This window comes from Paenibacillus sp. FSL K6-1330 (genome assembly GCF_037976825.1).
Lineage (GTDB): Bacteria > Bacillota > Bacilli > Paenibacillales > Paenibacillaceae > Paenibacillus_AQ.
On the sequence record NZ_CP150269.1, the window covers coordinates 519,291 to 542,925 of the forward strand.

The window sequence follows — 23,635 nt, forward strand, 5'->3', positions numbered from 1 at the left end:
ATATTCGGGCGTTGTCAGGGCTTGATACCTTTTGTATACATACACGAGACAAAAAGGGATGGGGATCATACATGAGAACACTGGTGATCGTTGCACATCCGGGTCTGCATGAGGGATCACGGATCAATCACGAACTAACCGAGACGGTGAGACATAATCATGAGGTGACGGTGCATGACCTCTATCAGCGTTATCCGGATGGACATATTGATATCGAGGCCGAACATCAATTGCTGCTCCAGCATGAACGCATCGTGTTTCAATTCCCTTTCTGGTGGTACAGTTCACCGCCCCTTTTGAAGCATTGGTTCGATGAGGTGCTAACTTTCGGATGGGCGTATGGTCCGGGCGGAGACAAGCTTCAGGGAAAAGAGTGGGGCGTAGCCGTTACGACCGGCGGAGCCGCGGAGGCCTACGGCAGCGAAGGATACAACCGCTACACGGTGGAAGAGCTGACCCGGCCCTATGAAGTGACGGCCAGCCTGGTAGGCGCGATTTACTTACCGGTATTTACCGTTCATAATGCCATGCAGCTGACGGATGAAGAGCTGCGGCGACATGCGGAGGATTTTGCGTTGCACGTTACAGGAGTGGTGAGATCCAGGTAAGGGTTGCTATTTAAAGCGCAGCTGCTGCTCCAGTGATGGTTCGAATTAATATTCACGAATTCAACCGTTTTCCAGGGCCTGTTGTTCCACGCGAAATCATGAACAATTCAAGCGCGTTTATCCATTCGTGAAAAGAAAAACTGAATTGCTGTTAAATTAGCCTGGCGGCTAAAGCTGCCGGGCTTTTCGGTGTACTGGCAATTTCCGCAGATTTTGGCATATTCCGAGCGATCAGGGGAGATTCCTCTGGGACTGCTGTGCTTCTGTTTATAGGCTACGCTGCTGTTCTCATAGAAAGGTAGGTGCGACGAGCGCTACGATTTGTTGATTAGAAGGTAGATGCATGAATCGCTATATGATCCGAAAACATTCGTTGCATTGTGGAGACGCATATTTTATACTCATATACATAGATTTACGATACATAGATTATCTAGGTATTGGAGTGATAGAGGAATGGGCATTAACAAAGAGCTGCTGAAAGGCAGCACCGTCATATTATTGCTTACCGTGTTGAACAAGCGGGAAATGTACGGGTACGAGCTGATTAAGGAGATTGAGCAAAGCTCGGACGGGGTGTTCCTGATGAAGGAAGGCACGTTATACCCGATTCTGCACACGCTGGAGGCGGAAGGTTGGCTGGATTCCTCCTGGAGCCAGCATGATGGACGCAAACGGAAATATTACCGGATTACCGAGCGCGGCAGGGAGCAGCTCCAAGAGAAGACCAAGGAGTGGGTCAAATTCCGTACGGCGGTGGATACGGTCATCGGGGAGGGAAGCTAGCGTGCGACCGGTTGAAGAATACAAGGTTGTTCAAGACTTCCTGACCCGGGTGTGCAGGCAGGTACGCGCAAGAGACATGCATCCGGAAATCCGCGAAGAGCTGCTCAGCCATATCGAGGAGCGGACGGAGCTTCTGATGCTGGAGGGCAATGCGGAGGAGCCAGCGGTGCAGGAAGCGGTGAAACAGATGGGGGATCCGGGGGATATCGGCAAAAGCCTGCATTTGGCTCATCGGCCTCAGTTGGATTGGAAGCTGCTTGTCCTGCTGGCTCTGCTCTCGATGATTGGGTTGTTCGGGGCACTGAGCGTTGATTATTCGGGTACAGAAATATTGTCGGACTTTTTTATTAGAAAAGCGTGGTTCTTCGGTATAGGACTGATCCTTCTTATCGGTTTCTATTTCCTGGACTACAGAAAGCTAAAGAAATACTCCGGGATATTGTTTTTTATCACGCTGTGCCTGATGGGACTTACGTTGATTCGGGGTGTTGACGTCAATGGTCTAACGATATTCCTGGATTTCGGTCCAATCATGATCCCGATGCTCGGTGTAGCATCTGTTTTTCTTCTCCTTATCGCCTTGGCAGGCATGAAGCCTGCGACTCAGTGGGGGGTATGGGAAAGTGTATTCCACATCCTGTATCGGGGTGTGCTGCCGATCGTACTATACAGTATGAGCGGTTCGATGGTATATATGTTCATCTATTTGCTAGGATTCCTGGTACTGACCTGGACGACGAAAAGGAATATTAAACAATTTGCGGTGCTAACGCTGCTGCCGTTCATTGGATTAGCCTATATCTTGTTTACAAAAAGAATATACCTCATGTGGAGACTTGAGGGGCTCGCAGACCGTGAGGGGGACGGTGGTTATTTCATGCGGGTCATCGCGGATGCCGTTTCTTCTGCCGGTTGGTTCGGTCAAGGCTTTGCTGCAGCGAATCCGGGAATCCCGTACGTTTATAGCGACTCCATATACCCCTATCTGATATATTGCTTCGGCTGGATGTTTGGCATTGTGGTTGGAATGGTCGTTCTTTTGTTCCTAGCCAGAGTGTGGAGTATATCCAATGTACTTCACGATTCCTACGGGAAAAATATCGTGACAGGTGTCATCGTTGTGTTGGGCCTGCGCCTGCTCATGCCGATCATTATGGGATTGGGTATGGTCCCCGTTATCAGCCTGGACTTTCCTTTTATCTCGTATGGCGGCGTCAACAACATGCTGGATTTTGCCATGGTCGGCCTACTCCTCTCCATCTACAGACGCAAAAATATGATCCCACGCGGGGTGGGAGAAGCGGCTCCTATGAAGGTGGCCTAGTTAAATGGTCTATCTAGGCAGCCTCTATTTTAATCGGACAGACTTATCGTATAACACCTGTGTTTTTAACTTACATGATACTAGATAACTCTCTTCGGATTGGTTAAGGAGGAACGGGATTCAATATATCACGGATGTTCATCCGAGGTACGATTGAACGCCAGACCCATCTTGAGGAGAGTTATCTTTTTTTATCGTAAAGGACTGTAAAAAGATTCATGTTTTAACTAATAACCCCTATCTATATTCGAGGAATGCCATCAAACTTATGGCAATTCAAACGATAACTTACATTCTGGTCAAGGAGGAACCACATGCGGCAAATGGAGGAGTATATGGTTGTCCGGCAATTTCTGGACCGTGTGTGCAAGCAAGTGCGCACGAGGCAAATGCATCCCGAGATTCGAGAGGAACTGCTGGGTCATATTGAGGAGCGGGCCAAACTGTTGATGCTGGAGGGCAATGCGGAGGAGCCAGCCGTGCAGGAAGCGGTGAAACAAATGGGGGATCCAGGGGATATCGGCAAAAGCCTGCATTTGGCTCATCGGCCTCAGTTGGATTGGAAGCTGCTCGTTATGCTGGCCCTGTTCTTAATCATTGGACTGGTTGGCATGGTGAGTGTTTATTACGCGGATGAAAGGTATTCCGTTAGCCTAGTCGAGAGAAAGTTGTTTTACTTCGGAATCGGAGTATTATTCCTGATAGGTTTTTACTTTCTGGATTATCGAAAGCTAAAGAAATATTCGGCCCCTGTGTTTTTCCTTATTGTTATTCTAATGGTCATTTCATTGGTATATGGACAACTGCACGATAGGAGAACTGACTATATCAACATAGGTCCCATTGGAGTCAATATGATCACTTTTTCCTTGATACCGCTTCTGCTCGCTTTGGCAGGGATGAAGCCTGCCAGCCAATGGGGACGGTGGGAGGCGGTATTGAACATCCTCTATCGAGGAGTACTGCCTGTGGTTCTCTATAGCATAAGTAGCTCTATTATATACACCTACATCTATGTGATCGGGTTCCTGGTTTTGACATGGAGAACAAGTAAAAGCTTGAAACAATTTGCTATGATTTCCACGCTGCCATTTGCAGGATTAGCTATTTTCCTCTGCACCCGGACGGATCATTTACTGTTACGGTGGAGAGAATTTATGAACCCTTCAGCCAAAGAAATGTGGTATATGGGGAATAACGCAGATGCCATCCAAGCAGCAGGCTGGTTTGGGCAAGGTTTTGGTCAAGCTACACCGAAGATCCCATATGTCCTTTATGATAACGTGTTTCCATACCTCATCTATTGCTTCGGCTGGTTGTTCGGGATCGTAGTTGGCGTACTGATTCTGCTGTTTCTCGTTAGAATATGGAATATTTCTACGGTCCATAGGGATTCTTATGCGAAGTATATCGCTGCATTACTCATCGTTGTTTTTGGATTTCGGCTGCTATGGCCGCTACTCATGGGGCTCGGCATTCTTCCAAGGGTTACATTGGATCCACCCTTCTTCTCTTACAGCGGGATGAACCAAATCCTGGACATGGCAGCAGTCGGCCTGCTCCTCTCCATCTACAGACGCAAAAACATGATCCCAAGCGATGTGGGAGAAGCGGCTCCTATGAAGGTGGCCTAGTTGAGGCTGAAGATCATCTTTCAATTCCGGTTAGCGGGATAAAGTTTTGCAAAAGAAAAAGCGAGAGCTTGATTCTCGCTTCAGATTGTCGAGAAACCCTGTACTTTTTTCAAAGTACAGGGTTTCTTACATATCAAGTGGTCACTTCAAAAGGGGAAGTGGGGGATTAGCCCCTGTTTTCCAGGCGATCCAGGTGGATCGCCATCTTCTTCATATTCTGTACGGCTGCTGTCATCAGGGCCTGCTCCCTGACGTTCTGCAACCCGCGCAAACGGCAATAGCGAAACCCATGGAGCTCTTTTGCGTCCGCGAAGCTTCGCTCAATCGTTTCTTTTCGTTTTCGGTAGAGATATTTCCCGGATCGACTCAACCGGTTGCCTCGCACCCATTCTTTGCTGTCCTCCCAGACGTGACGGGTTACCACCTTTCGGTGGTTGCGAGACCGAGTGCATTCGTTTAATAACGGACACTTCTTGCAGTGCTGAGGGTCTGAAGCGTACTGCCGGTATCCCTCGCGGTTGGTCGTCTTGTATTGCAGTTCGTGCTCCGCCGGGCAGATATAAAGGTTGCGCTCTGCATCATGCGTGAACTTCCATTTTGGGAATAAACCTTGAGTCGGATGGAATCTTCGGTGAGCAATAACGGCAAATATATTTCGGCTTTGCAGCCCTTTGCAGATAGGTGAAGTCAAGTACCCAGAATCCAGCGCAACAGCTTCTACTTTAAAACCAAATCGTTGTTGTTGACGATCCAAACGGGACAAATAGGGTACAGAATCATGGACATTTCCTGCAGTGACATGTACATCCGTTATCATATTGTATTTCAGGTCCACGGTACGGTGGTCTAAGTAGAAAAATCCTTCCGGTTTCCCATCCCGGATCATATAACCGCTATCTGGATCTGTCGTGCTCACTTTGACTTCCTTTTCCTCCATCACGTCCTCTCTAGGCTTTAGCGCTTTTTTCCATGTGCCTTCCGGTCGGCCTCTACGGCGGCATTAAGTTCACCCACATAATCACGGGTGTTTTGTAAAACCTGTTCCTTTGTGTACTTATGCTTATTCGCATTCGCTTTAACGTGGGTTGAATCGGAAACCAGGACGCGTCCACCTACCATACGGTGCTGAATGGCTTGAAGAACAATCTCATCAAAGATCTCCTGAAAAATCGCTGTATCTTTAAAACGAGTGCGACGATTCCAGCTAATCGTAGAATGGTCCGGCACTTTGTCGGTCAGACCTAATCCCAAAAACCAGCGGTAGGCAAGATTGGTCTGAATTTCACGTTCGAGTTGACGTTCGGAACGGATGCCGTAAAAATAACCGAGGAAAATCATCTTAAATAACACAACAGGGTCGATGGCTGGTCGCCCGTTATCAGCACAATAAAGCGGACGGACCTTTTCGTCGATGAAAGAGAAATCGATATACTTGTCCACTTTACGGAGCAGATGATCTTGAGGAACTAATTCTTCAATCGAAACAAACTCGTAAGCCTGCTGTTTTTCTCGGTTAGAACGCAACATATTTAACACCCTTCCGAACGGTTTATTTACTAATATTATATAATATTAACGCGGTGTCGTGTTGAATTAAATATACAAAAAAATAGCTGTCGAGACTTTCTCGACAGCCTGAAGCGAGAGCTTGATTCTCGCTTTTTTCTCGTTTATAGAGAGGTGTCGTTATCCGGTTCGGTGGCGTATAAGTTACACCTTCTCCAGCACACCGGATGCGATTTCTTCGATATAGTGGCAGGCCGCCTGATGGCCTCTGCGCTCATCGACTTCCCGAAGCAACGGGGCCTCGGACCGGCAGAAATCCGTGGCATACATGCAGCGGGTATGAAACCGGCAGCCGGAAGGCGGGTTGATCGGGGACGGAACATCTCCCTTGAGAATGATGCGTTCCTTCTTGCGCTCGGGATCCAGCGTCGGGATGGCTGACAGCAGAGCGCGGGTGTAAGGATGCTGTGGGTGCCGGAAGAGGGAATGTTTATCCGCGATTTCCACGATCGTTCCCAGATACATCACGATAATCCGGTCGGAAATATGCCGAACGACCCCAAGATCATGGGAGATGAACAGATAGGTCAGCTTGAATTCGGTTTGCAGTGATTTCATCAGATTGAGCACTTGCGCCTGGATGGACACGTCAAGCGCAGAGACCGCTTCATCGCTGATGATCAGCTTGGGATTCACGGACAAGGCGCGAGCAATTCCGATCCGCTGCCGCTGTCCGCCACTGAATTCATGCGGGTACCGATTGGCTTGATAGGCGGCCAGGCCCACCGTTTCCAGAAGCTCGATGGCCCGGCCCCGCCGATCCTTCTTGGGAACGACGTTTTGAATGTCCATCGCTTCTTCTAGGACTTGCAGCGCTGTTTTTCTAGGATTCAGCGAAGCATAGGGGTCCTGAAAAATCATCTGCAGGTCTTTACGCCTTCGGTTCATCTGCGCTTTATTTAGGGAAAGCAGATCGGTGCCTTCGAACACCACCTCTCCAGCGGTTGGTTCGTCCAGCCTCAGGATGGCCCGGCCCGTGGTTGATTTGCCGCAGCCGGATTCGCCCACGATACTGACAGTTTCTCCCTCATGTACGGAGAATGAAATATCATCCACAGCTTTTACGATGTTGACGGCACGGCCCAGGATGCCGCCCTTGATCGGGAAATACTGCTTGAGGTTTTTGACGGTTAACAACTCTTTGCTCATGATAGAACGTTCACCTCGCTTTCCAGCTCCCATTGATCGGTGTATTTCCAGCACCTGACTTGTTGGTTATCATCCAGCGCATGAAGCTCCGGCAGTTTGTCATAGCACAGCTTGGCTGCATGGGGACAGCGGGGGGCGAAGCGACAGCCTTCCTGTGGGTCATATGGGCTTGGAACAGAGCCTTTAATCGGCTCCAGCGTTTCCTTATCGATATCATGCCGCGGCAGCGAGTTCATCAGGCCGACGGTGTAGGGGTGCTTCGGATGCTTGAAGAGGGTGCGCACATCGGTATATTCCACCACTTTTCCGCAGTACATGACTGCTACCTCATCGCAGGTTTCCGCAACGATGCCCAGATCATGGGTGATAAAAATAATCGACATCTGCAGCTTCCGCTGCAGCTCCTTCATCAGCTCCAAAATTTGAGCCTGAATGGTCACGTCAAGCGCTGTAGTCGGCTCGTCTGCAATGAGCAGATCCGGATTGCACGCCAGCGCCATGGCAATCATGACACGTTGGCGCATACCGCCGGACAGCTGGAAGGGGTACTGTCGGACTCTTTTTTCCGGGGAGGGGATGCCGACCAGTTTCAACATCTCGACGGCTTTGTCCATCGCTTGTTTTTTGCTCAGATTCTCATGGATTTGGTAGGCCTCCGCGATCTGATCGCCGACGGTGAAGACCGGATTGAGCGATGTCATCGGCTCCTGAAAGATCATCGAGATCTGATTGCCCCTTATTTTGCGCATCTGCCGGTCCGATTGTTCGAGCAGATTCACACCGTTATATAGGATTTGGCCACCGACGATTCGTCCCGGATGAAAGATCAGCCGCAGGATGGAGAGGGACAGTATGCTTTTGCCTGAACCGGATTCGCCCACGATGCCGAGCGTCTTCCCCTTGCGTACGGTAAGGCTGATATCATCCACAGCTTTCACTTCGCCCAGTTCGGTGAAAAAAGAGGTTTGCAGGTTCTTGATCGTAAGCAAACTTGATGTGTGCTGTTCCATCTTGTCTAAGCTCCCTTCGCTTTCAATTGGTCTTGGAATCATGTGTCCGGATTGGCTCCCAAATAGCTCGATTTTCGGTAAATAGCGGATCGTATGTCCTCGTGACTCCCAAATCGCACGTTTTGCAGCAAAGTAGCAGATCTATGTCCGCGTGACTCCCAATTAGCCAGTTTTGCAGCAAACCGTGAATTCTCCGACCCTAAGGTCTCAATAACAGCTCGATTTCTGTGAATTACAGATCTTACGTCCGTATGGGCACAAAACTAGCTTGTTTTCAGTAAATCGAGTGCGTGCGTCCTCATGTACTCCCAAACAGCTAGATTCGTCTGGATTAGCATGTACGAGGACTGTAGTTCCGCTATTACTTTATTTTCTTCGTGTTAGTGGAAGTACGAGGACATGAGATCCGCTATTGCTAGAAATAGTTGGCTAAATTCGTGATTTTGGGTACATTAACGGATCGTGTGTCCGGATTGGCTCCCAAATAGCTCGATTTTCGGTAAATAGCGGATCGTATGTCCTCGTGACTCCTAAATCGCTCGTTTTTGCAGTAAAGTAGCAGATCTGTGTCCGCGTGACTCCCAATTAGCCAGTTTTGCAGCAAACCGTGAATTCTCCGACCCCTAAGGTCTCAATAACAGCTCGATTTCTGTGTAAATTACAGATCTTACGTCCGCATGGGCACAAAAATAGCTTGTTTTCAGTAAATCGAGTGCGTCCGTCCTCATGTACTCCCAAACAGCTAGATTCGTCTGGATTAGCATGTATGAGGACTGTAGTTCCGTTATTACTTTATTTTCTGCATGTTAGTGGAGGTAAGAGGACTTGAGATCCGCTATTGCGAGAAATAGTTGGCTAAATTCGTGATTTTGAGTACATTAACGGATCGTGTGTCCGGATTGGCTCCCAAATAGCTCGATTTTCGGTAAATAACGGATCGTGTGTCCGCACGGGCTCGAAAATAGCTCGATTTTCGGTAAATAGCGGATCGTGTGTCCACTTGAACCAAACTGTAGATCATACTAATCCACACGCTTGCCACACAATGTAGAGTTCACACTATTGACCACATTAATCCCACACTAATCCCACAGCTAAAACTCACCAATCAATCGAAATCAATGCGCTTGTTGAAGTATCGGTAGGAGATGTCCACAAGCAGGTTCACAAGCACGAACATGATCGAGAGCACAAGCACGGTTGCCTGTACGACCGGGAAATCTCTTGCCCGGATCGAGTCGATGACGTATCGTCCCATGCCGTTCACGGCGAATACGGACTCGGTCAGCACCGCCCCGCCCAGCAGGCCGCCGAATTCCAGACCGATGACGGTAATGACGGGAATCATGGCATTTTTCAGGGCATGTCGGTAGATGATGACACGCTCTCGGACGCCTTTGGCTTGAGCGGTGCGGATGTAATCCTGGCCGATGACCTCCAGCATGCTGGAACGGGTCATTCTGGCAATGATCGCGGCGCCGCCTGTCCCGAGCGTGATCACGGGAAGGACGGTTTGCGACCACGTGCCCCAGCCGGAGGGACGGAACCAGCCTAGATCCACGGCAAAATATTGGATCAGCATGAGCCCAAGCCAGAAATTCGGCATCGATAGTCCGAACAGGGCAACGAACATGACGCCGATATCAGCGGGCGAGCTTTTTTTGACGGCGGAGATGATGCCGGCCAGAATGCCGAGAAATACAGCCAGGATCGTAGAGTATATGGCAAGCTCGACGGTGATCCAGAATCGGCTTTTGAATATTTCATCGGCGATGGGGCGGCTGCTGCGGATCGAATCTCCCAAATCTCCCTGCAGTAAACCACTGACGTAATTCCAATACTGAAGCGGCAGCGGATCGTTTAATCCCAGGTTCTCACGGATCTTCTCCACCTGCTCCTTGGGCGCCCCTTCCCCGATAATGACCTGCGCCGCATCTCCCGGAATGAGGTGCATCAGCAGGAAGACGACAATGGTAACGCCAATGACAACAGGTATCGTCTGAATTAGCCTTCGAATGGAATAGATGAGCATGGCCCGGCAGCTCCCTTCATTATTTTTTCATTTTCGGGTCAAGGACATCCCGCAAGCCGTCACCCAGCAGATTAAATGCGATAACAACGAACACGATCGACAAGCCGGGGAACAGGGCAACATGGGGGTGATCCATAATATAGTTGCGCCCATCATTCAGCATGGCTCCCCACTCCGGCGTCGGCGGCTGTGCGCCAAGACCGAGGAAGGACAAGCCGCTGGCGGTCAGGATAGCAACAGCGATCCGCAGCGTAGCCTGCACGATGATAGGGGATGTGATATTCGGCAAAATATGCCCGAAGATGATTCGTCCATCGCTCGCGCCCAGCGAACGCATGGCATCAATATATTCGAGCTTGCGGACGGCCAGCGTCGAGCCGCGCACGACTCTCGCAAAGGTGGGGATTGAGAAGATGCTGACGGCGATAATCACGTTGAACAGATTTTTTCCAAGAACGCTGACAACCGCCAATGCCAGCAAAATGCCGGGAAACGCCAGCATGACATCGGTCATTCTCATAATGAGTGCATCCCATTTACCTCCGTAATAACCGGATATGATTCCGAGTACGACACCAAAGGCTGCCCCGATGATGACCGAGATAAAACCGACCGAGAGCGTAAGACGCATGCCGTGGATAATCCTGGTGAAAATATCTCGCCCGTTGTGGTCCGTACCAAACCAATGGTCAGCGGACGGCTTCAGCAGTTTCGTAGAATAATCCACTTTGGTCGGATCATACTGGGTGAGCAGGGGGCCGAAAATTGCGACAAGAATCATCAGCAGGAGAAAGTACCCCCCGAATAAGGCCGCTTTGTTCTTCTTCAGACGGTGGTAGAAAGATTTCCATTGAACGAGACGGGTACCACTAGGTAGCGATTCATGTGTTCTGGCATCAGCGGTCATGTTAGGCACGTGAAATCATCCTTTCTCCAAGTTTGGATGTCAGCATTGGTGTCGTAGAAACGTGAGGTAAATCTGGCTTCTACTGGTATAAATATCAAATAGTAAAATATATGTTAACTGTGTATAAAATATTTTCCTATTTTGATTGAGAAGGGGGAGTTTGTTTCACATGACAGGTAATAGAAGATTAAAGTGGCTTGTCTGCATCCTGGTCATGCTTACCGTAATAGTCTCGGCGTGCGGCAGTCCAAGCAAGAGCAGTAACCCTGAAACGCCGCCAAACGGCAGTAATACGCCAGCTCCGGAGCCGGGGGCCAAGGATCCTCCCAAAGGAACGGATGATACCGGTGCAAATGAGCTTGTGATTGCCTGGCTTTCTGATCCGCCATCCATGGACCCTCATATGTCGACGGACCAGCAAACGAGCGTAATGACAACGCATATTTATGACACATTGGTGATTCATGATAAGGATCTGAATATTCAGCCGGGGCTCGCCGAGAGCTGGAAAGCGATCGATGAATTGACCTGGGAGTTCAAGCTCAGACAAGGCGTGAAGTTTACGGACGGCTCTCCATTCAATGCAGAGGTGGTCAAAGCCAACATTGATCGTATGCAGGATCCGGAGGTTGCTTCTCCACGCGCGTCGCTTGTTGGCATGATTAAAGAGGTTAAAGTCGTTGACGAATACACGGTGCAGCTTGTGACCGAGTATGCTTTCTCGCCGCTGCTTGCCCATTTGGCCCATTCTGCGGTGGGCATGATTAGTGCCGAAGCCATCAAGCTGGATTACGAGAAGGTGAAGGCAGGCGAGAAGGGAGGCGCATATCTGGCACAGAACCCTGTAGGCACGGGCGTGTTCAAATTAGAGAGCTGGAACCCCGGACAGGAAGTGAAGCTGGTTGCGAATGCCGATTATTGGGGGGATAAAGCGAAGGTTGAACGGGTCACGTTCAAGGTCGTAAGCGAAGAGGGAACGCGGATCGCGGAACTGGAAACCGGCTATGCGCATATTATCGATCCGGTGTCGCCGAGCAGCATCAGCCGCATTGAGAGCACAGACGGCATGTCTCTGAACCGTCAGGCTTCGCTGAGCTTGTCTTATATCGGGTTTAACAACGACAAAAAGCCGTTTAACGATGTGCGAGTACGGCAGGCCTTGTCGATGGCCATCAATAAGGATGAAATCATCTCGGGCATCTACGAAGGCACCGGAATTCCTGCTGTTGGTCCGCTGGCACCGGACGTGAACGGCTATGATGCTACCGTTAAGCCGATCGAACATAACATCGACAAAGCCAAAGAGCTGTTGAAGGAGGCTGGATACGAGGGTGGCTTCTCAACGACCATCTGGACCAATGATAATCCGGAACGGATTAAGGTCGCCGAGTACGTACAATCCAAGCTGAAGGAATTGAATGTTGAAGTCAAAATCGAAGTGGTCGAATGGGGCGCATACCTGGCTCAAACCGCAGAAGGCAAGCATGATATGTTTATCCTCGGCTGGTCCACGGTAACGGCTGATGCCGACTATGGCATGTATGAGTTATTCCATTCCAAGAATGTAGGGGAGCCGGGTAACCGTACCTTCACGAAGGATCCGGAACTGGATAAACTGCTGGATGCCGGGCGTAAAGAGAACGATCCTGAACAACGCAAGCTTATCTATAAACAGGCGCAAGAGAAGCTGGTTGAGTTAGCGCCGATGCTGTATATCCATCATCAGGAGTATTTAAACGGTGTCAGCAGCAAGGTCGAGGGCTTCTGGCGGCATCCGAACGGCATCATGCAGCTGCATCAAGTGTCCATTCAGCCATAAGGATGTCTGAAAGCTTTATAGCTTTGAATCGTCATGATATAAGAGATATGCATCAAGAGGCCCCTATGAGGGGGTCTCTTTTTTTGATGTTGTTCGAGTGCTGGGACAGGAGATAGGGCTGACAGCAATGGTTCGTTATCTTTGCTCGTTGGCATCAAGATGATCATACAGCTTACGAGCGGAAGGAATTGAGGTGATGTCACATTTATCACGTCAAAAGAATGAAAAAATAGATCCTTATATACGTTGACATGTATATACGAATTGATGTATATTAAAACCATGAATACTTCAGCTATGCAATTAACCCTGTTCACGATCTCGGAGCCGAACCGCTTCAACATCATTGAACTTTTAAAGCAAGGGTCGAGATCGGTCAGCGACATCGTAGAGATTCTGGGAATCGGCCAGCCCCAAGTATCCCGCCATCTGCGGATACTGAGCGAGGCCGGGCTGGTGAAAGTCCGTAAGAACGCACAGCAGCGCATTTATAGTCTTGAAGCCCAGCCGTTTCAGGAGCTGGACGTCTGGTTCGATTCATTCAGTCGATTGTGGGAAGAGCGACTCGACAAGTTCGAGGACTATATGAGCGACTTCAACGGAAAGGAGAGTTGATTCAACTTTTTTGCTAGATCCACAGGAAGATACGGCTCTGCATGCAGAGCCGATTTCACAAACAGGAGGAAGTCACATGGGCAGGACGACCATTGTCAAGAAAGACCGGGAGCAGCGGAAGCTAACCGTGGAACGTATCGTAACCATCCCTCTGAAGCTGTCCTGGCAGGGATGGACTAAGCCGGAACACATTGAACGCTGGTGGGGGCCGAGGAACTGGAATGCCACGGTATATGAGATGGATGTCAGACCGGGTGGCGTATGGCGCTACAGGCTGGCTCCTGATAAGGCAGGAGAAGGGGAAGAAGCCTTTTGCAAGGCGACCTACTCCGAAGTGACGGAGTTATCAAGGCTCGTATATACGGACACATTCACGGATCCGAACTGGAACCCCGTAGCAGGCAGCGACATGTTGACTTCGGTTACGTTTGAAGAGGCCGGGGAAGGGACCAGGCTATGCATCATTACCCATTTTGCGAGTGCAGAGGAACTGGAAGCTGCGGAAGGCATGGGAATGGTAGAAGGATACACGGATACGCTGGAACGGTTTGAGAATGAAATTAGCTTGTACATAACAGGATAATAAAAGGAGAGATGACCATGAGTTATGCAATGTCGAATGACGGTACCCGAATTTTTTATGAAAAGAAAGGGACTGGTCCAGCTATTATTCTTGTAGCTGCTGCAGCTTCGGATCACAACGATACAACGCGTCTTGGGGAGTTTCTGTCTGAACAATTCACCGTCTACAATCATGACCGGCGGGGACGGGGCAGTAGCGCGGATACGGCTCCGTATGCCGTTGAACGTGAGGTCGAAGATATCGATGCCCTTATTCAGGAGGCGGGCGGGAGCGCGTATGTATTCGGAAGTTCTTCGGGCGCTGTTCTGGCTCTGGATGCGGCGAGCAGACTCGGAAGCAGCAAAGTTAGAAAACTGTTTCTATATGAGCCGCCGTTTATCATTGACGATAGCCGCGAACCCGTACCGACAGAATACGTGCAGCATTTGAATGCACTGATGGCCGAGAGCAGGCGCAGCGAAGCCGTAGAATATTTCATGACGGCAGCGCTGGGGATCCCCGCGGAATATATCGAATTCATGAAGGCAGATCCTTCTTGGCAAGTCATGGAGGGCATGGCGCATACATTGGCCTATGACGGCATGATTATGGGGAGCACACAATCCGGTCAACCGCTGCCAACGGATCGCTGGGATGTCGATGTCCCGGTCATGGTGATGACGGGCGAGAACAGCGGGTCCATGTTCCATGGGGCCGCTAGCGCATTGGTCGACTTGCTCCCTCAGTGCGAGCACCGGATGCTGCCTGGTCAGGACCATTCTGCCGTCGTGATGGCGCCGGAAGTGCTGGCTCCTGAGGTGTCGGGTTTTCTGCAGCCTTCGGCAGACCAAATACCGAGATAAGTGTTCCTTTCTCATCAAGAAACCGTGACCCTTAGGGCCACGGTTTCTTTGTTCCCGTTCCGGTCGAAGTATTTATTCGGCCTTCTTAAACGGCTCAATAAAATGATTAAAGGCGCTGGTGCGAAACAGGTCGCGCCGGAATACAAAATGGACCTGGGAGCTGCGATAACGCTCGGGGATTTGGAAAGCCTGCAATCTCCCGGCATCCACCCAGTCCTTAACGGAAGACCGCGTTAGCAGCGAGATACCCAGCCCGGCGGCCACACCGCCCATGATGGCTTCCAACGTACCAAACTCCATAATATTCATGGGTCCCACGTTCTCTTCATGAAGCCATTGCTCCAACCGTTCACGATGGTAGCAGCCCTTGCCAAAGAACAGCAGCGGTTTGGTGAGCAAATCGCGAAGCGCAGCCTCCGTCGGTTCCGAGATGAGGACAAGCTCCTCGTCAAAGGCCCGGATTTCGTCAAAGTCTGGGTAATCCAGAGGCCCGCTGATAAACGCCCCGTCCAGTTCATACTCGTTCAGGGCTCGAATCAAGTCAGCTCTATGGCCTGTAATTAATGACAATTTCACGTCAGGATACCGTCTATGATAATCCAGCATGATACTGGGTAGATGTACCGCGGCTGTGGTTTCCGATGAGCCGATCCGCAGCGGACCCGACGGTTCTTCCGAGAATTGCGTCGATTTCACGGCTTCGTCAAGCAAACGCGTAATCTGATCGGCATATTTGAGCAGATTACAGCCGGCCGAAGTTAAGGCAACGCCGCGGCTGAGCCGATAGAACAAAGGCGTGTTCAGCTCGGATTCAAGCTGCCGGATTCTAGCGGTCACGTTCGATTGCACGTAACCTAGGTTGGCGGCAGCCTTGGTTATATTTCCTTCACGGGCAACAGCCTGGAATATTTTCAGATCCCCACTCTCCACCTTAGGAGCCTCCTTATATCCATCATTCACAGTGATGGCTCGAATCTTATTTAATTATTTTACATGATATGAAGGTCGGAATAAACTGAGGATACACTTGGTTAAGGAGAGGGGAATTCATGGCATGAGCAAACCGCGTATGCTGTTTCTGACGATATTTACGATGCTGGTCGCTGGACTTAACTTCCCGATCGGCAAAATTGCGCTCTCCTTCGGTTCCCCATTCGTGCTGCTGGCGATCCGGTTTGTGGGAGCGGGACTTCTGATGCTGCCCTTCATTGTAAGACGGCCCCATCCCAAGAGCGGCGCTGCCTGGCTGAAGCTGGCAACGATCGGGCTGTTTCAATCGGCACTCGTGATGAGTGGCATCTACCTGAGCATGCAGACGATATCCTCTGGCAGCTCCTCGGTTCTGTCCTCCAGCAACCCAATCTGGTTCATCGTGTTCAGCTTCCTGATCTTCGGTATAAGGTACCGTCTTCTTCAGTGGGCGGGCGTGATCATCGGTTTTATCGGCGTGTTTATTACGCAAGGCTTGGAGATGCAGATGCAGAGCGGATTTTGGTTTGCGCTGGGCGCAGGGATGGCCTGGGGCATGGCGACGCTGCTAAGTTCCCGTTGGGGCAAGGAGTTTGACGCTTGGGTCATGGCTGCCTATCAGATGCTGATCGGAGGCATCCTTCTGCTCATCGCAAGTCCGCTGCTGGAACAGCCGCATTTTGTATGGGGTTCGTCTCAGATCGTTAAGGAACTCTTTGTTTTGGGCTGGATGATTCTGATGAGCTCGATTGCCCAGTTCGTCACCTGGTATTATGTGCTGCGCAATAGCGATCCCAATAAAGCCAACGTGTATCTGTTCCTTATTCCCGTGTTCGGTGTATTATCCGGATGGCTTATATTAGGCGAGCAGTTGCATTGGTATACCTTGGCCGGCACAGTGTGTATCGGGCTTGGCATTTATCTGGTGAATCGGCCTAGACGAGTAGACAAAACAAAAGATCCATTCGCGATCAGGGAACGGTGTGGTACCGTATAAAGGGCAAGAAATCTAATAAATTCGGATTTAGCAGGTCACAGCGAATGGATTCGTGTGGCCTGTTTTTTGCTATGGCGAACAAAGGTTTTCTCGTCTGAACAGGTATCATGAGAAGCAATGACAAGGATGATGTTCCTAGGAAAACCCCGTCCAAACAAAATAAGTAAATTTTATTAAAAATAAATCCATGTTATATTAAATTTACTAACGCCTTTGGAGAGGGGATAGGATTCATGAGTGGTTTGAAGGAAATTGCAAAGCTCGCGGATGTCTCGGTGTCTACAGTGTCCAACGTGCTGAACGGGCGTAAGAACGTGGGGCGGGAGACGAGGGAGCGGGTGCTGAGATTATGCTCGGAGCACGGCTATTTTCCGCATAAGTCAACCAAATCCGATAGAAGCAACACGATTATATTTGTCTTCAGCGACTTTGATCGCGATTATTATTTAAAGATCATCAAGGGGATCAGCCATTGCCTGACGGAGAATGGATACGATCTTATCATCTGTACGAATAAATCCAGCACCAATTTTATGCGCAGTAAATTTGCAAGCGGTACCATAAGCCTCGATCGGAACATGACGGACGAATATTTAGTCTCGGTAGCCACGCCGCAGTTCCCTGTCGTTCTCATGGATCGGATTATTGATAATGAGTACGCCAACACCAAAAGCGTGATCGTGGACAACTACCCCGTGATGTGTGAAATGGTCCAGACCTTAGTGGATAAACAGTTTACGAATTTTGGATACATTGGCGGCTTGGAGTTTACCCTGGATCACAAGGAGCGGTTCGCCGGATTTATGGATACGCTTGCGAAGAATGGAATCGTGTTTGACCGCCGTAATTACTTTCATGGCGATTACAGCGAGGAAAGCGGATATCAGGCGGCCAAAATTCTGATCCTGAGCAACGCCTTGCCGGAAGTGCTGGTCTGTGCGAATGACAATATGGCTCTCGGCGCGATCAAAGCTTTGGAAGAGAACGGAATACGGGTCCCGGAGGATATCTCGATCACCGGATTCGATAATTCGGATGCGGCGGCGATGGCCGGTTTGACCACGATTGCAATCCCGCGTTATGAAAGCGGTTATTTGGCGGCGAAGGAGCTGCTCGAGATGATCAAGGGCACAACGGGCAGGGAGCCTTTTAAGCTGAATGCCACCATTCAGTGGAGAAAAACGGTGAGATAAACTTTATGAGTACAACTAGTAAAATATCAAGAATTTTACTAGTTTTTTTTACTTAGTATTTTTATGAAAACGCGTACAATTTTTATTGACATTCTAGGTAAACCGCCCTATGATGGGTTTGTAAACGTTTTACTTTATAGAGTCCTTAAGGGGGAGGCGTGTCACTTGAAAAAAGTAAAAAAGGTATTAAGCATACTAACAGCAACGGCTTTGGTTGCGACACTTGCAGCCTGTGGTGGTACATCTGACAAAGATTCTGGGGCAGCATCCGGGGGAGATAAGCTGAAGAAAATTACGCTCTTCCAATCGAAAGTTGAAATTACAGAACCTCTTGAAGCTTTGGTTAAAACCTATAAAGAAGAAACCGGCAATGAGGTTGAGGTATGGGGTGCCGCAGGTGACGCTTATTCGCAGCAGTTGGTAGCGAAGCTCAGCAGCAACCAGGGACCGACTATATTCAGCGTAGCTCCAGGGCCCGAGTCCGAGAAGCTGAAATCCTATTTCTCCGATTTGAGCGGTGAAGAGTATGTTAAGAACATTGCACCTGATATGGAATTGAAGGTCGAAGATAAAACCGTTGGCGTTCCATACGGCGTAGAAGGTTTCGGTCTTGTGTATAACAAGGATATGGTAGATCCGGCTAACATGAAAGATCTGGATTCCTTTACCAAGACGCTGGAGCAGCTGAAAGCCGACGGCAAGAACGGTTTGAGTTTGTCCCAGGAGGCTTACTTCTTAATCGGACACATCATCAACACGCCGTTTGCTCTACAATCCGATCCGCTGGCGTTTATCGAGCAGCTGAACAAAGGCGAAGTGAAGATGGCGGATACGAAGGAGTTCCAAGAGTGGGCAAAATTCATGGACGTGATTAAGGCGAATTCCAAGAATCCGCTGGAAGTGAAATATGATAGCCAGATGGGTGACTTTGCAACGGAAAAAACGGCTATGGTGCATCAAGGCAACTGGAGTTATTCCATGCTTGCGGACTTCGGTGATTTCGGCTCCAAAGTCGGCATGATGCCATTCCCGCTCGCCGGCAATGACAAAATCGCCGTCGGCGTGGCCAGCTACTGGGTCGTAAACAATCAGGCGGATGCTGAGGAAGTCAAAGCTGCGAACGCTTTCCTGAACTGGCTCTTTACTAGCGACAGCGGCAAGAAAGCCATCGTGGACGATTTCAAATTCATCCCGGCTTTAACGAATATTGAAGCAGGCGATCTGGATCCTTTGTCTCAAGCGGTGCACGAAGCAACAACGAAGGGTGAGACGATCACTTGGGCGTTGAACTACTTCCCATCGGGAATCATCACCAATGACCTGGCTCCGGCTACGCAGGAGTACTTCATGAATCCGGGCATGACAGGAGAACAGTTCCTGCAGAAGCTGGATGAAGTGTGGGCGAAAGCATCGAAATAACCGAGGCGGGCGACCATCATCTGATATTACAATTCCATGAAAACGAAAGCCTAGCCTCAGACGTTCTGATGATGAGCGTTAGGCTTTTGTTTTTTCTAACACGACTTCAAGGTTTGATGCCGCCTTGCGGGAATCATCCGGAACGGAAAGAAGGTATGGATTATGAGCAAAAGAAAGGATAAAGCCTGGTTTGCCCTGTTTACGGTGCCGCTTCTGTTTATTTTCACGACCGTGGTCATCATCCCGTTCATTATCGGGATTGTGTACTCCTTCGTTAATTGGGACGGCATTCCGGCGAATCCTAAAGTATTCGTAGGGTTCGACAATTACGTTCAGCTGTTCCAGGACGACCGATTCCTGACATCGGCTTGGCATACGGTTCAATTCACGCTGCTCGCTCTGGTATGCGTCAACGTTCTGGGACTGGGCTTTGCGCTGCTGGTGACGACAAAGCTCCGCTCGAGAAATGCGGCACGGACGATGTTTTTCATGCCGAACCTGATCGGCGGCCTGATTCTGGGTTACATCTGGCAGTTTATTTTTACGGATGCCTTCAGCTTCCTGGGTGAGAAAACCGGGTTTGACAGCGTGTTCTTTAACTGGCTGCTGCATCCGCAGTTTGCACTGTACGCCATCGTCGCCGTATTCACCTGGCAGCTGGCGGGTTATACGATGATCATCTACATCGCGGGCATCCAGGGGATTCCGGATGAATTGATGGAAGCGGCTAAGGTCGATGGCGCCAACATATGGCAGCGACTGAAGAGCATTGTGTTCCCGCTGTTAATGCCTTCGTTCACGATCTGTCTGTTCCTGACACTGTCCGGGGCGTTCAAAATCTATGACGTGAACCTGTCGTTGACCAAGGGCGGACCGAGCAATGCGACGGAGATGTTTGCGATGAATATTTTCAACGAGATTTTTGCTTACGGTAATTATGGTTTAGGTCAGGCGAAAGCGATCATCTTCTTCCTGATTGTTGCCGGACTTACGCTGACGCAAGTTATCATCACGAAGAGAAGAGAGGTGCAGATGTAATGAAGAAATCAGGGAAATGGCTGCTTGACATCCTGCTGTTCCTCGTTGCACTGGTCTTCTTGTCTCCGGTCTTCATCATGCTGATTAACTCGTTCAAGGATCGTGCGGAGCTGTACGAGAATGCGCTCGCGCTGCCTTCTTCCTTCAGCTTTGAGTATTATAAATTGGCGATGGAGAAGATGAATTTCTTCACCGCTCTGGGTAACTCGCTCTATGTCACCGTCATCTCGGTGATCATTGTCATCGTGCTCGCCTCCATGACGGCATGGATGCTGGTGCGGACGGATAATAAGCTGAGCAAAATCATTTTCTTCACGTTTGTAGCGACCATGCTGATTCCATTCCAGACGCTCATGATGCCGCTGATGCAGGTGATGGACTGGATTCGCAGCAATCTGCACATTCCAATGCTCAATACCCATGAGGGCTTGATCTATATGAACGTCGGCTTTACGTCCAGTATGGCGGTTTTCCTGTACCACGGGTTTATCAAATCCGTGCCGGTTGCGCTGGAGGAGGCGGCAACGCTAGATGGCTGCTCCAAGCTGGGCGTGTTCTGGAGAATCGTATTCCCGCTGCTGAAGAACATCAGTGTGACCATCGCGATTCTGAACGTCATTGCGTTGTGGAACGACTACCTGCTCCCATCGCTGACGCTGTCGGATAAAGGGCTGCGGACGATTCCGCTCTCGACCTTCTATTTCTTCGGGGAGTTCACGATTGTGTGGAACCAGGCGATGGCCGGTCTGACGCTGACGATCATCCCGGTTGTCATTTTCTATATTTTCGCTCAGAAATACATCATCAAGGGGATTGCGGCAGGTGCGGTAAAATGAGGGGAATCATTACGAGAGCCGACGATTATGCTTCCAGCCGTTCCGCCAATCTAGCGATTACCCGGACGGTAGAGGCCGGGTTCATCAAAAATGTGTCCATCATGGCGCCCGGCCCTTATCTTACCGAGGCCGCGCAGCTGTTGGCGCATCGCAAGGACATCTGCTTCGGTTTCCATATGACGCTGAACGCGGAATGGGATAACGTACGCTGGGGACCTGTTGCCGCGAAGGAACAGGTTCCTTCGCTTGTCGATCGGGCCGGATATTTCTATCAGGACCCGATCCTGTTTCAGGATCATCCGCCTTCGCTGCAGGAGATCCTTGTAGAGTGCGAAGCGCAGCTTAATAAACTGACCGCAGCAGGCTTCAATATTTCTTATGTCGATTCTCATATGCTGCCGGAGCGCTTCATACCCGGGCTGCAAGAAGAGCTGGACCGCTGGATTGAAGCGAAGGGGCTAATCAACCATCGCGATTACTATAACTTTTTCCCGGGCGGCGTTCCGGACGGGGTCGAGTCGTTTGAAAGGGTGCTTGGCGGCCTGACGGAAGACCAGTACTTCTTCCTGTCCCATCCAGCCCTATATTCGAAGGAAATGGTGCAGTGCGGCAATGCTCAAGTGGATGGGGAAGAGCTGGCGCGCGGACGCGATCAGGAGGCTTCTTTTCTTGCACGGGAGGACTTAAATGAGATTAGTGAGCGACTGGGTTTCCGCGCTATACGTTATGATGAAGCGGTACCATTACCTGGTGTATAATGGAAGGGCCATAATGAATTTACCTTATGGATACAGGGAGAGGCGAAAGGAAGATGAACATGAAGATGGTTCAATTATTGCCAAGAAGCACCCCCGAAAATCAAGGAATCTCATCGCAGTCTATCGAACGCTTTATCCGATCGATTCAGGAAAAGGAGCTGGAACTCCACAGCTTCATGCTGGTACGGCGTGGACATGTCGTAGCGGAAAGCTGGTGGAAGCCGTATGATGCGGACAAACCGCATATACTGTTCTCGCTAAGCAAGAGCTTTACCTCTACCGCGATTGGACTTTTGGTCCAGGAAGGCCGGATTACGCTGGAGGATCGGGTGATCGACTTCTTTCCGGAATACACTCCTGAAGATCCCTCGCCGAATCTGTCCGCGATGACGATTCGCGATTTGTTGATTATGGGAACGGGGCACGCCGAGGAGCCTGCCATGCAGTCCGATATTTGGGTGGCCGATTTTCTTAAACAAGCGGTTGAGCATGAACCCGGGACCCACTTTGTATATAACAGCGCAGCGACTTACATGCTCTCGGCCATTCTGCAGAAGGTCACTGGCATCACGCTGCTGGATTATTTGCAGCCCCGTCTGTTTGAGCCACTCGGCATTTATGGTGCAACATGGGAAAGCTGTCCGCAGGGGATCAACACCGGCGGATGGGGACTTAAGCTGAAGACTGAGGACATTGCCAAATTCGGTCAGCTCTATCTTCAGAAGGGGGTATGGGAAGGCCAGCGTCTGATCCCGGAAGCGTGGATTGAAGAGGCAACCTCCAAGCAGATATCCAACGGACCTGCGGATTCCTCTTCGGATTGGACTGAAGGGTACGGATATCAATTCTGGATGTGCCGCCACGGTGCCTACCGCGGCGACGGTGCCTTTGGACAATTCTGCGTCGTGTTCCCGGAACAGGATGCGGTGATTGCGATTACCTCCGGCCTTGGAGACATGCAGGCCGTGCTGAATGAGATATGGGAGCATCTGCAGCCAGCGATGGGATCTGATGCGCTGCCGGTCGACACCGGAGCGGAGGCTTCTCTTACTAGAATGCTGCAAGAGCTTAAGCTGGATCCGCCAATCGAAGAGGCGGTATCCCCAATCGAGAAGGACGTCTCCGGGATCGTCTATGATCTCGAGGAGAATGAGGAGAAGCTGCGTTCATTCTCCGTTCGATTTGAAGAAGATGGCGCGGTCATGGAGCTTGAGGGGGAACACAGCATCAATTTGGTTGTCTGTGGTCGTAACGAGTGGAAGTCGGGAACCACGAAGCTAATGATGACGGCGGATAACGAATATGCTGCCTCCATGACCTGGAAGGATGACCGGACGTTGAAGCTGACCATCCGACTGACGGAGACGCCATTCTACTCAACTACGGAATGCTCCTTCGGTGAGGAAGGCATTCATCTTGCGTACTGGATGAATCAATCGTTCGAGGGCAAGGTGGTCCGGGAGATTAAGGGCAAGGTTAAGGCATAGAGCCAGTAAAATAAGCAGCGGTACATAAAAAACCTCTCCATCGTCATGGAGAGGTTTTTTTGC

21 protein-coding genes are annotated in these 23,635 nt (G+C 50.1%); 15 read left to right on the plus strand and 6 right to left on the minus strand.

Translation table 11 applies throughout. The features are described from left to right. Positions 1-71: 71 nt before the first annotated feature. The 4 genes from NYE54_RS02300 to NYE54_RS02315 all read left to right on the plus strand — a co-directional run bounded on the left by NYE54_RS02300 (position 72) and on the right by NYE54_RS02315 (position 4,352). Positions 72-608 carry an NAD(P)H-dependent oxidoreductase gene (locus NYE54_RS02300; RefSeq protein WP_339269726.1) on the plus strand — a complete coding sequence of 179 codons (537 nt, stop codon included), beginning with the start codon at positions 72-74 and terminating at the stop codon, positions 606-608. A gap of 456 nt (positions 609-1,064) precedes the next feature. Then, on the plus strand, positions 1,065-1,394 hold the full coding sequence (locus NYE54_RS02305) for a helix-turn-helix transcriptional regulator (RefSeq protein ID WP_076322462.1): 330 nt from the start codon (positions 1,065-1,067) through the stop codon (positions 1,392-1,394). A gap of 1 nt (position 1,395) precedes the next feature. Further along, positions 1,396-2,718: an FtsW/RodA/SpoVE family cell cycle protein gene (locus tag NYE54_RS02310; RefSeq protein WP_339269728.1), complete on the plus strand. Its 1,323-nt coding sequence runs from the start codon at positions 1,396-1,398 to the stop codon at positions 2,716-2,718. A gap of 314 nt (positions 2,719-3,032) precedes the next feature. Continuing rightward, positions 3,033-4,352: an FtsW/RodA/SpoVE family cell cycle protein gene (locus tag NYE54_RS02315; RefSeq protein ID WP_339269730.1), complete on the plus strand. Its 1,320-nt coding sequence runs from the start codon at positions 3,033-3,035 to the stop codon at positions 4,350-4,352. A gap of 166 nt (positions 4,353-4,518) precedes the next feature. Here the strand turns inward: NYE54_RS02315 and NYE54_RS02320 are convergent. The 5 genes from NYE54_RS02320 to nikC all read right to left on the minus strand — a co-directional run bounded on the left by NYE54_RS02320 (position 4,519) and on the right by nikC (position 11,025). Further along, a protein-coding gene (locus NYE54_RS02320) for an IS1182 family transposase (protein ID WP_339269732.1) occupies positions 4,519-5,879 on the minus strand; the annotation gives its coding sequence in 2 pieces (ribosomal slippage) (positions 4,519-5,312 and positions 5,312-5,879; 1,362 coding nt in all). A 183-nt stretch (positions 5,880-6,062) separates the two neighbouring features. Next, positions 6,063-7,067 carry a dipeptide ABC transporter ATP-binding protein gene (locus NYE54_RS02325; RefSeq protein ID WP_339269734.1) on the minus strand — a complete coding sequence of 335 codons (1,005 nt, stop codon included), beginning with the start codon at positions 7,065-7,067 and terminating at the stop codon, positions 6,063-6,065. Next, positions 7,064-8,077, minus strand: a complete 1,014-nt coding sequence (locus tag NYE54_RS02330; protein ID WP_339269735.1) for an ABC transporter ATP-binding protein — start codon at positions 8,075-8,077, stop codon at positions 7,064-7,066. The genes NYE54_RS02325 and NYE54_RS02330 overlap by 4 nt, the downstream gene beginning before the upstream one ends. Before the next feature lie 1,108 nt (positions 8,078-9,185). Next, entirely contained in the window at positions 9,186-10,109 is a 924-nt protein-coding gene (locus NYE54_RS02335) for an ABC transporter permease (protein ID WP_339269737.1), read from the minus strand. A 19-nt stretch (positions 10,110-10,128) separates the two neighbouring features. Continuing rightward, positions 10,129-11,025 (minus strand): nickel transporter permease, encoded by an 897-nt coding sequence (gene nikC / locus NYE54_RS02340; RefSeq protein ID WP_076322457.1) that lies wholly within the window; start codon positions 11,023-11,025, stop codon positions 10,129-10,131. A gap of 160 nt (positions 11,026-11,185) precedes the next feature. Here nikC and NYE54_RS02345 point away from each other — a divergent pair, with 160 nt between their 5' ends. The 4 genes from NYE54_RS02345 to NYE54_RS02360 all read left to right on the plus strand — a co-directional run bounded on the left by NYE54_RS02345 (position 11,186) and on the right by NYE54_RS02360 (position 14,875). Beyond that, entirely contained in the window at positions 11,186-12,835 is a 1,650-nt protein-coding gene (locus tag NYE54_RS02345; RefSeq protein ID WP_339269739.1) for a glutathione ABC transporter substrate-binding protein, read from the plus strand. 282 nt (positions 12,836-13,117) lie between these two features. After that, positions 13,118-13,450 carry a metalloregulator ArsR/SmtB family transcription factor gene (locus tag NYE54_RS02350; RefSeq protein WP_076322685.1) on the plus strand — a complete coding sequence of 111 codons (333 nt, stop codon included), beginning with the start codon at positions 13,118-13,120 and terminating at the stop codon, positions 13,448-13,450. Positions 13,451-13,526: 76 nt separating this feature from the next. Beyond that, complete coding sequence (locus NYE54_RS02355; RefSeq protein WP_339269741.1) at positions 13,527-14,033, plus strand: SRPBCC domain-containing protein; 507 nt, start codon at positions 13,527-13,529, stop codon at positions 14,031-14,033. A 17-nt stretch (positions 14,034-14,050) separates the two neighbouring features. Then, complete coding sequence (locus tag NYE54_RS02360) at positions 14,051-14,875, plus strand: alpha/beta hydrolase (RefSeq protein ID WP_339269743.1); 825 nt, start codon at positions 14,051-14,053, stop codon at positions 14,873-14,875. Between the two features lie 72 nt (positions 14,876-14,947). Here NYE54_RS02360 and NYE54_RS02365 read toward each other — a convergent pair whose 3' ends face one another. Continuing rightward, complete coding sequence (locus NYE54_RS02365; RefSeq protein WP_339269745.1) at positions 14,948-15,805, minus strand: LysR family transcriptional regulator; 858 nt, start codon at positions 15,803-15,805, stop codon at positions 14,948-14,950. A gap of 124 nt (positions 15,806-15,929) precedes the next feature. Here NYE54_RS02365 and NYE54_RS02370 point away from each other — a divergent pair, with 124 nt between their 5' ends. The 7 genes from NYE54_RS02370 to NYE54_RS02400 all read left to right on the plus strand — a co-directional run bounded on the left by NYE54_RS02370 (position 15,930) and on the right by NYE54_RS02400 (position 23,572). Beyond that, complete coding sequence (locus tag NYE54_RS02370; RefSeq protein ID WP_339269747.1) at positions 15,930-16,841, plus strand: EamA family transporter; 912 nt, start codon at positions 15,930-15,932, stop codon at positions 16,839-16,841. A 233-nt stretch (positions 16,842-17,074) separates the two neighbouring features. Then, positions 17,075-18,034 (plus strand): LacI family DNA-binding transcriptional regulator, encoded by a 960-nt coding sequence (locus tag NYE54_RS02375; RefSeq protein WP_339269748.1) that lies wholly within the window; start codon positions 17,075-17,077, stop codon positions 18,032-18,034. A gap of 165 nt (positions 18,035-18,199) precedes the next feature. Continuing rightward, entirely contained in the window at positions 18,200-19,453 is a 1,254-nt protein-coding gene (locus NYE54_RS02380; RefSeq protein ID WP_098741584.1) for an ABC transporter substrate-binding protein, read from the plus strand. Between the two features lie 162 nt (positions 19,454-19,615). Next, the gene (locus tag NYE54_RS02385) at positions 19,616-20,491 is read left to right on the plus strand and encodes a sugar ABC transporter permease (protein WP_076322449.1); all 876 of its coding nucleotides are present in this window, start codon (positions 19,616-19,618) and stop codon (positions 20,489-20,491) included. Next, positions 20,491-21,327: a carbohydrate ABC transporter permease gene (locus tag NYE54_RS02390; RefSeq protein ID WP_076322448.1), complete on the plus strand. Its 837-nt coding sequence runs from the start codon at positions 20,491-20,493 to the stop codon at positions 21,325-21,327. The genes NYE54_RS02385 and NYE54_RS02390 overlap by 1 nt, the downstream gene beginning before the upstream one ends. After that, the gene (locus NYE54_RS02395; protein ID WP_339269753.1) at positions 21,324-22,085 is read left to right on the plus strand and encodes a polysaccharide deacetylase family protein; all 762 of its coding nucleotides are present in this window, start codon (positions 21,324-21,326) and stop codon (positions 22,083-22,085) included. The genes NYE54_RS02390 and NYE54_RS02395 overlap by 4 nt, the downstream gene beginning before the upstream one ends. A 59-nt stretch (positions 22,086-22,144) precedes the next feature. Further along, positions 22,145-23,572: a serine hydrolase gene (locus tag NYE54_RS02400; RefSeq protein ID WP_339269755.1), complete on the plus strand. Its 1,428-nt coding sequence runs from the start codon at positions 22,145-22,147 to the stop codon at positions 23,570-23,572. Positions 23,573-23,635: the final 63 nt, after the last annotated feature.

What these genes read in the sequence shown, in the direction of transcription:
- NYE54_RS02305 (WP_076322462.1), top strand. Translation starts at nt 1,065, where the DNA reads ATGGGCATTAACAAAGAGCTGCTGAAAGGCAGCACCGTCATATTATTG.
- NYE54_RS02370 (WP_339269747.1), top strand. Translation starts at nt 15,930, where the DNA reads ATGAGCAAACCGCGTATGCTGTTTCTGACGATATTTACGATGCTGGTC.
- NYE54_RS02395 (WP_339269753.1), top strand. Translation starts at nt 21,324, where the DNA reads ATGAGGGGAATCATTACGAGAGCCGACGATTATGCTTCCAGCCGTTCC.
- NYE54_RS02355 (WP_339269741.1), top strand. Translation starts at nt 13,527, where the DNA reads ATGGGCAGGACGACCATTGTCAAGAAAGACCGGGAGCAGCGGAAGCTA.
- NYE54_RS02325 (WP_339269734.1), bottom strand. Translation starts at nt 7,067, where the DNA reads ATGAGCAAAGAGTTGTTAACCGTCAAAAACCTCAAGCAGTATTTCCCG.
- NYE54_RS02390 (WP_076322448.1), top strand. Translation starts at nt 20,491, where the DNA reads ATGAAGAAATCAGGGAAATGGCTGCTTGACATCCTGCTGTTCCTCGTT.
- NYE54_RS02385 (WP_076322449.1), top strand. Translation starts at nt 19,616, where the DNA reads ATGAGCAAAAGAAAGGATAAAGCCTGGTTTGCCCTGTTTACGGTGCCG.
- NYE54_RS02400 (WP_339269755.1), top strand. Translation starts at nt 22,145, where the DNA reads ATGAAGATGGTTCAATTATTGCCAAGAAGCACCCCCGAAAATCAAGGA.
- NYE54_RS02335 (WP_339269737.1), bottom strand. Translation starts at nt 10,109, where the DNA reads ATGCTCATCTATTCCATTCGAAGGCTAATTCAGACGATACCTGTTGTC.
- NYE54_RS02375 (WP_339269748.1), top strand. Translation starts at nt 17,075, where the DNA reads ATGAGTGGTTTGAAGGAAATTGCAAAGCTCGCGGATGTCTCGGTGTCT.
- NYE54_RS02350 (WP_076322685.1), top strand. Translation starts at nt 13,118, where the DNA reads ATGAATACTTCAGCTATGCAATTAACCCTGTTCACGATCTCGGAGCCG.
- NYE54_RS02360 (WP_339269743.1), top strand. Translation starts at nt 14,051, where the DNA reads ATGAGTTATGCAATGTCGAATGACGGTACCCGAATTTTTTATGAAAAG.
- NYE54_RS02345 (WP_339269739.1), top strand. Translation starts at nt 11,186, where the DNA reads ATGACAGGTAATAGAAGATTAAAGTGGCTTGTCTGCATCCTGGTCATG.
- NYE54_RS02330 (WP_339269735.1), bottom strand. Translation starts at nt 8,077, where the DNA reads ATGGAACAGCACACATCAAGTTTGCTTACGATCAAGAACCTGCAAACC.
- NYE54_RS02300 (WP_339269726.1), top strand. Translation starts at nt 72, where the DNA reads ATGAGAACACTGGTGATCGTTGCACATCCGGGTCTGCATGAGGGATCA.
- NYE54_RS02315 (WP_339269730.1), top strand. Translation starts at nt 3,033, where the DNA reads ATGCGGCAAATGGAGGAGTATATGGTTGTCCGGCAATTTCTGGACCGT.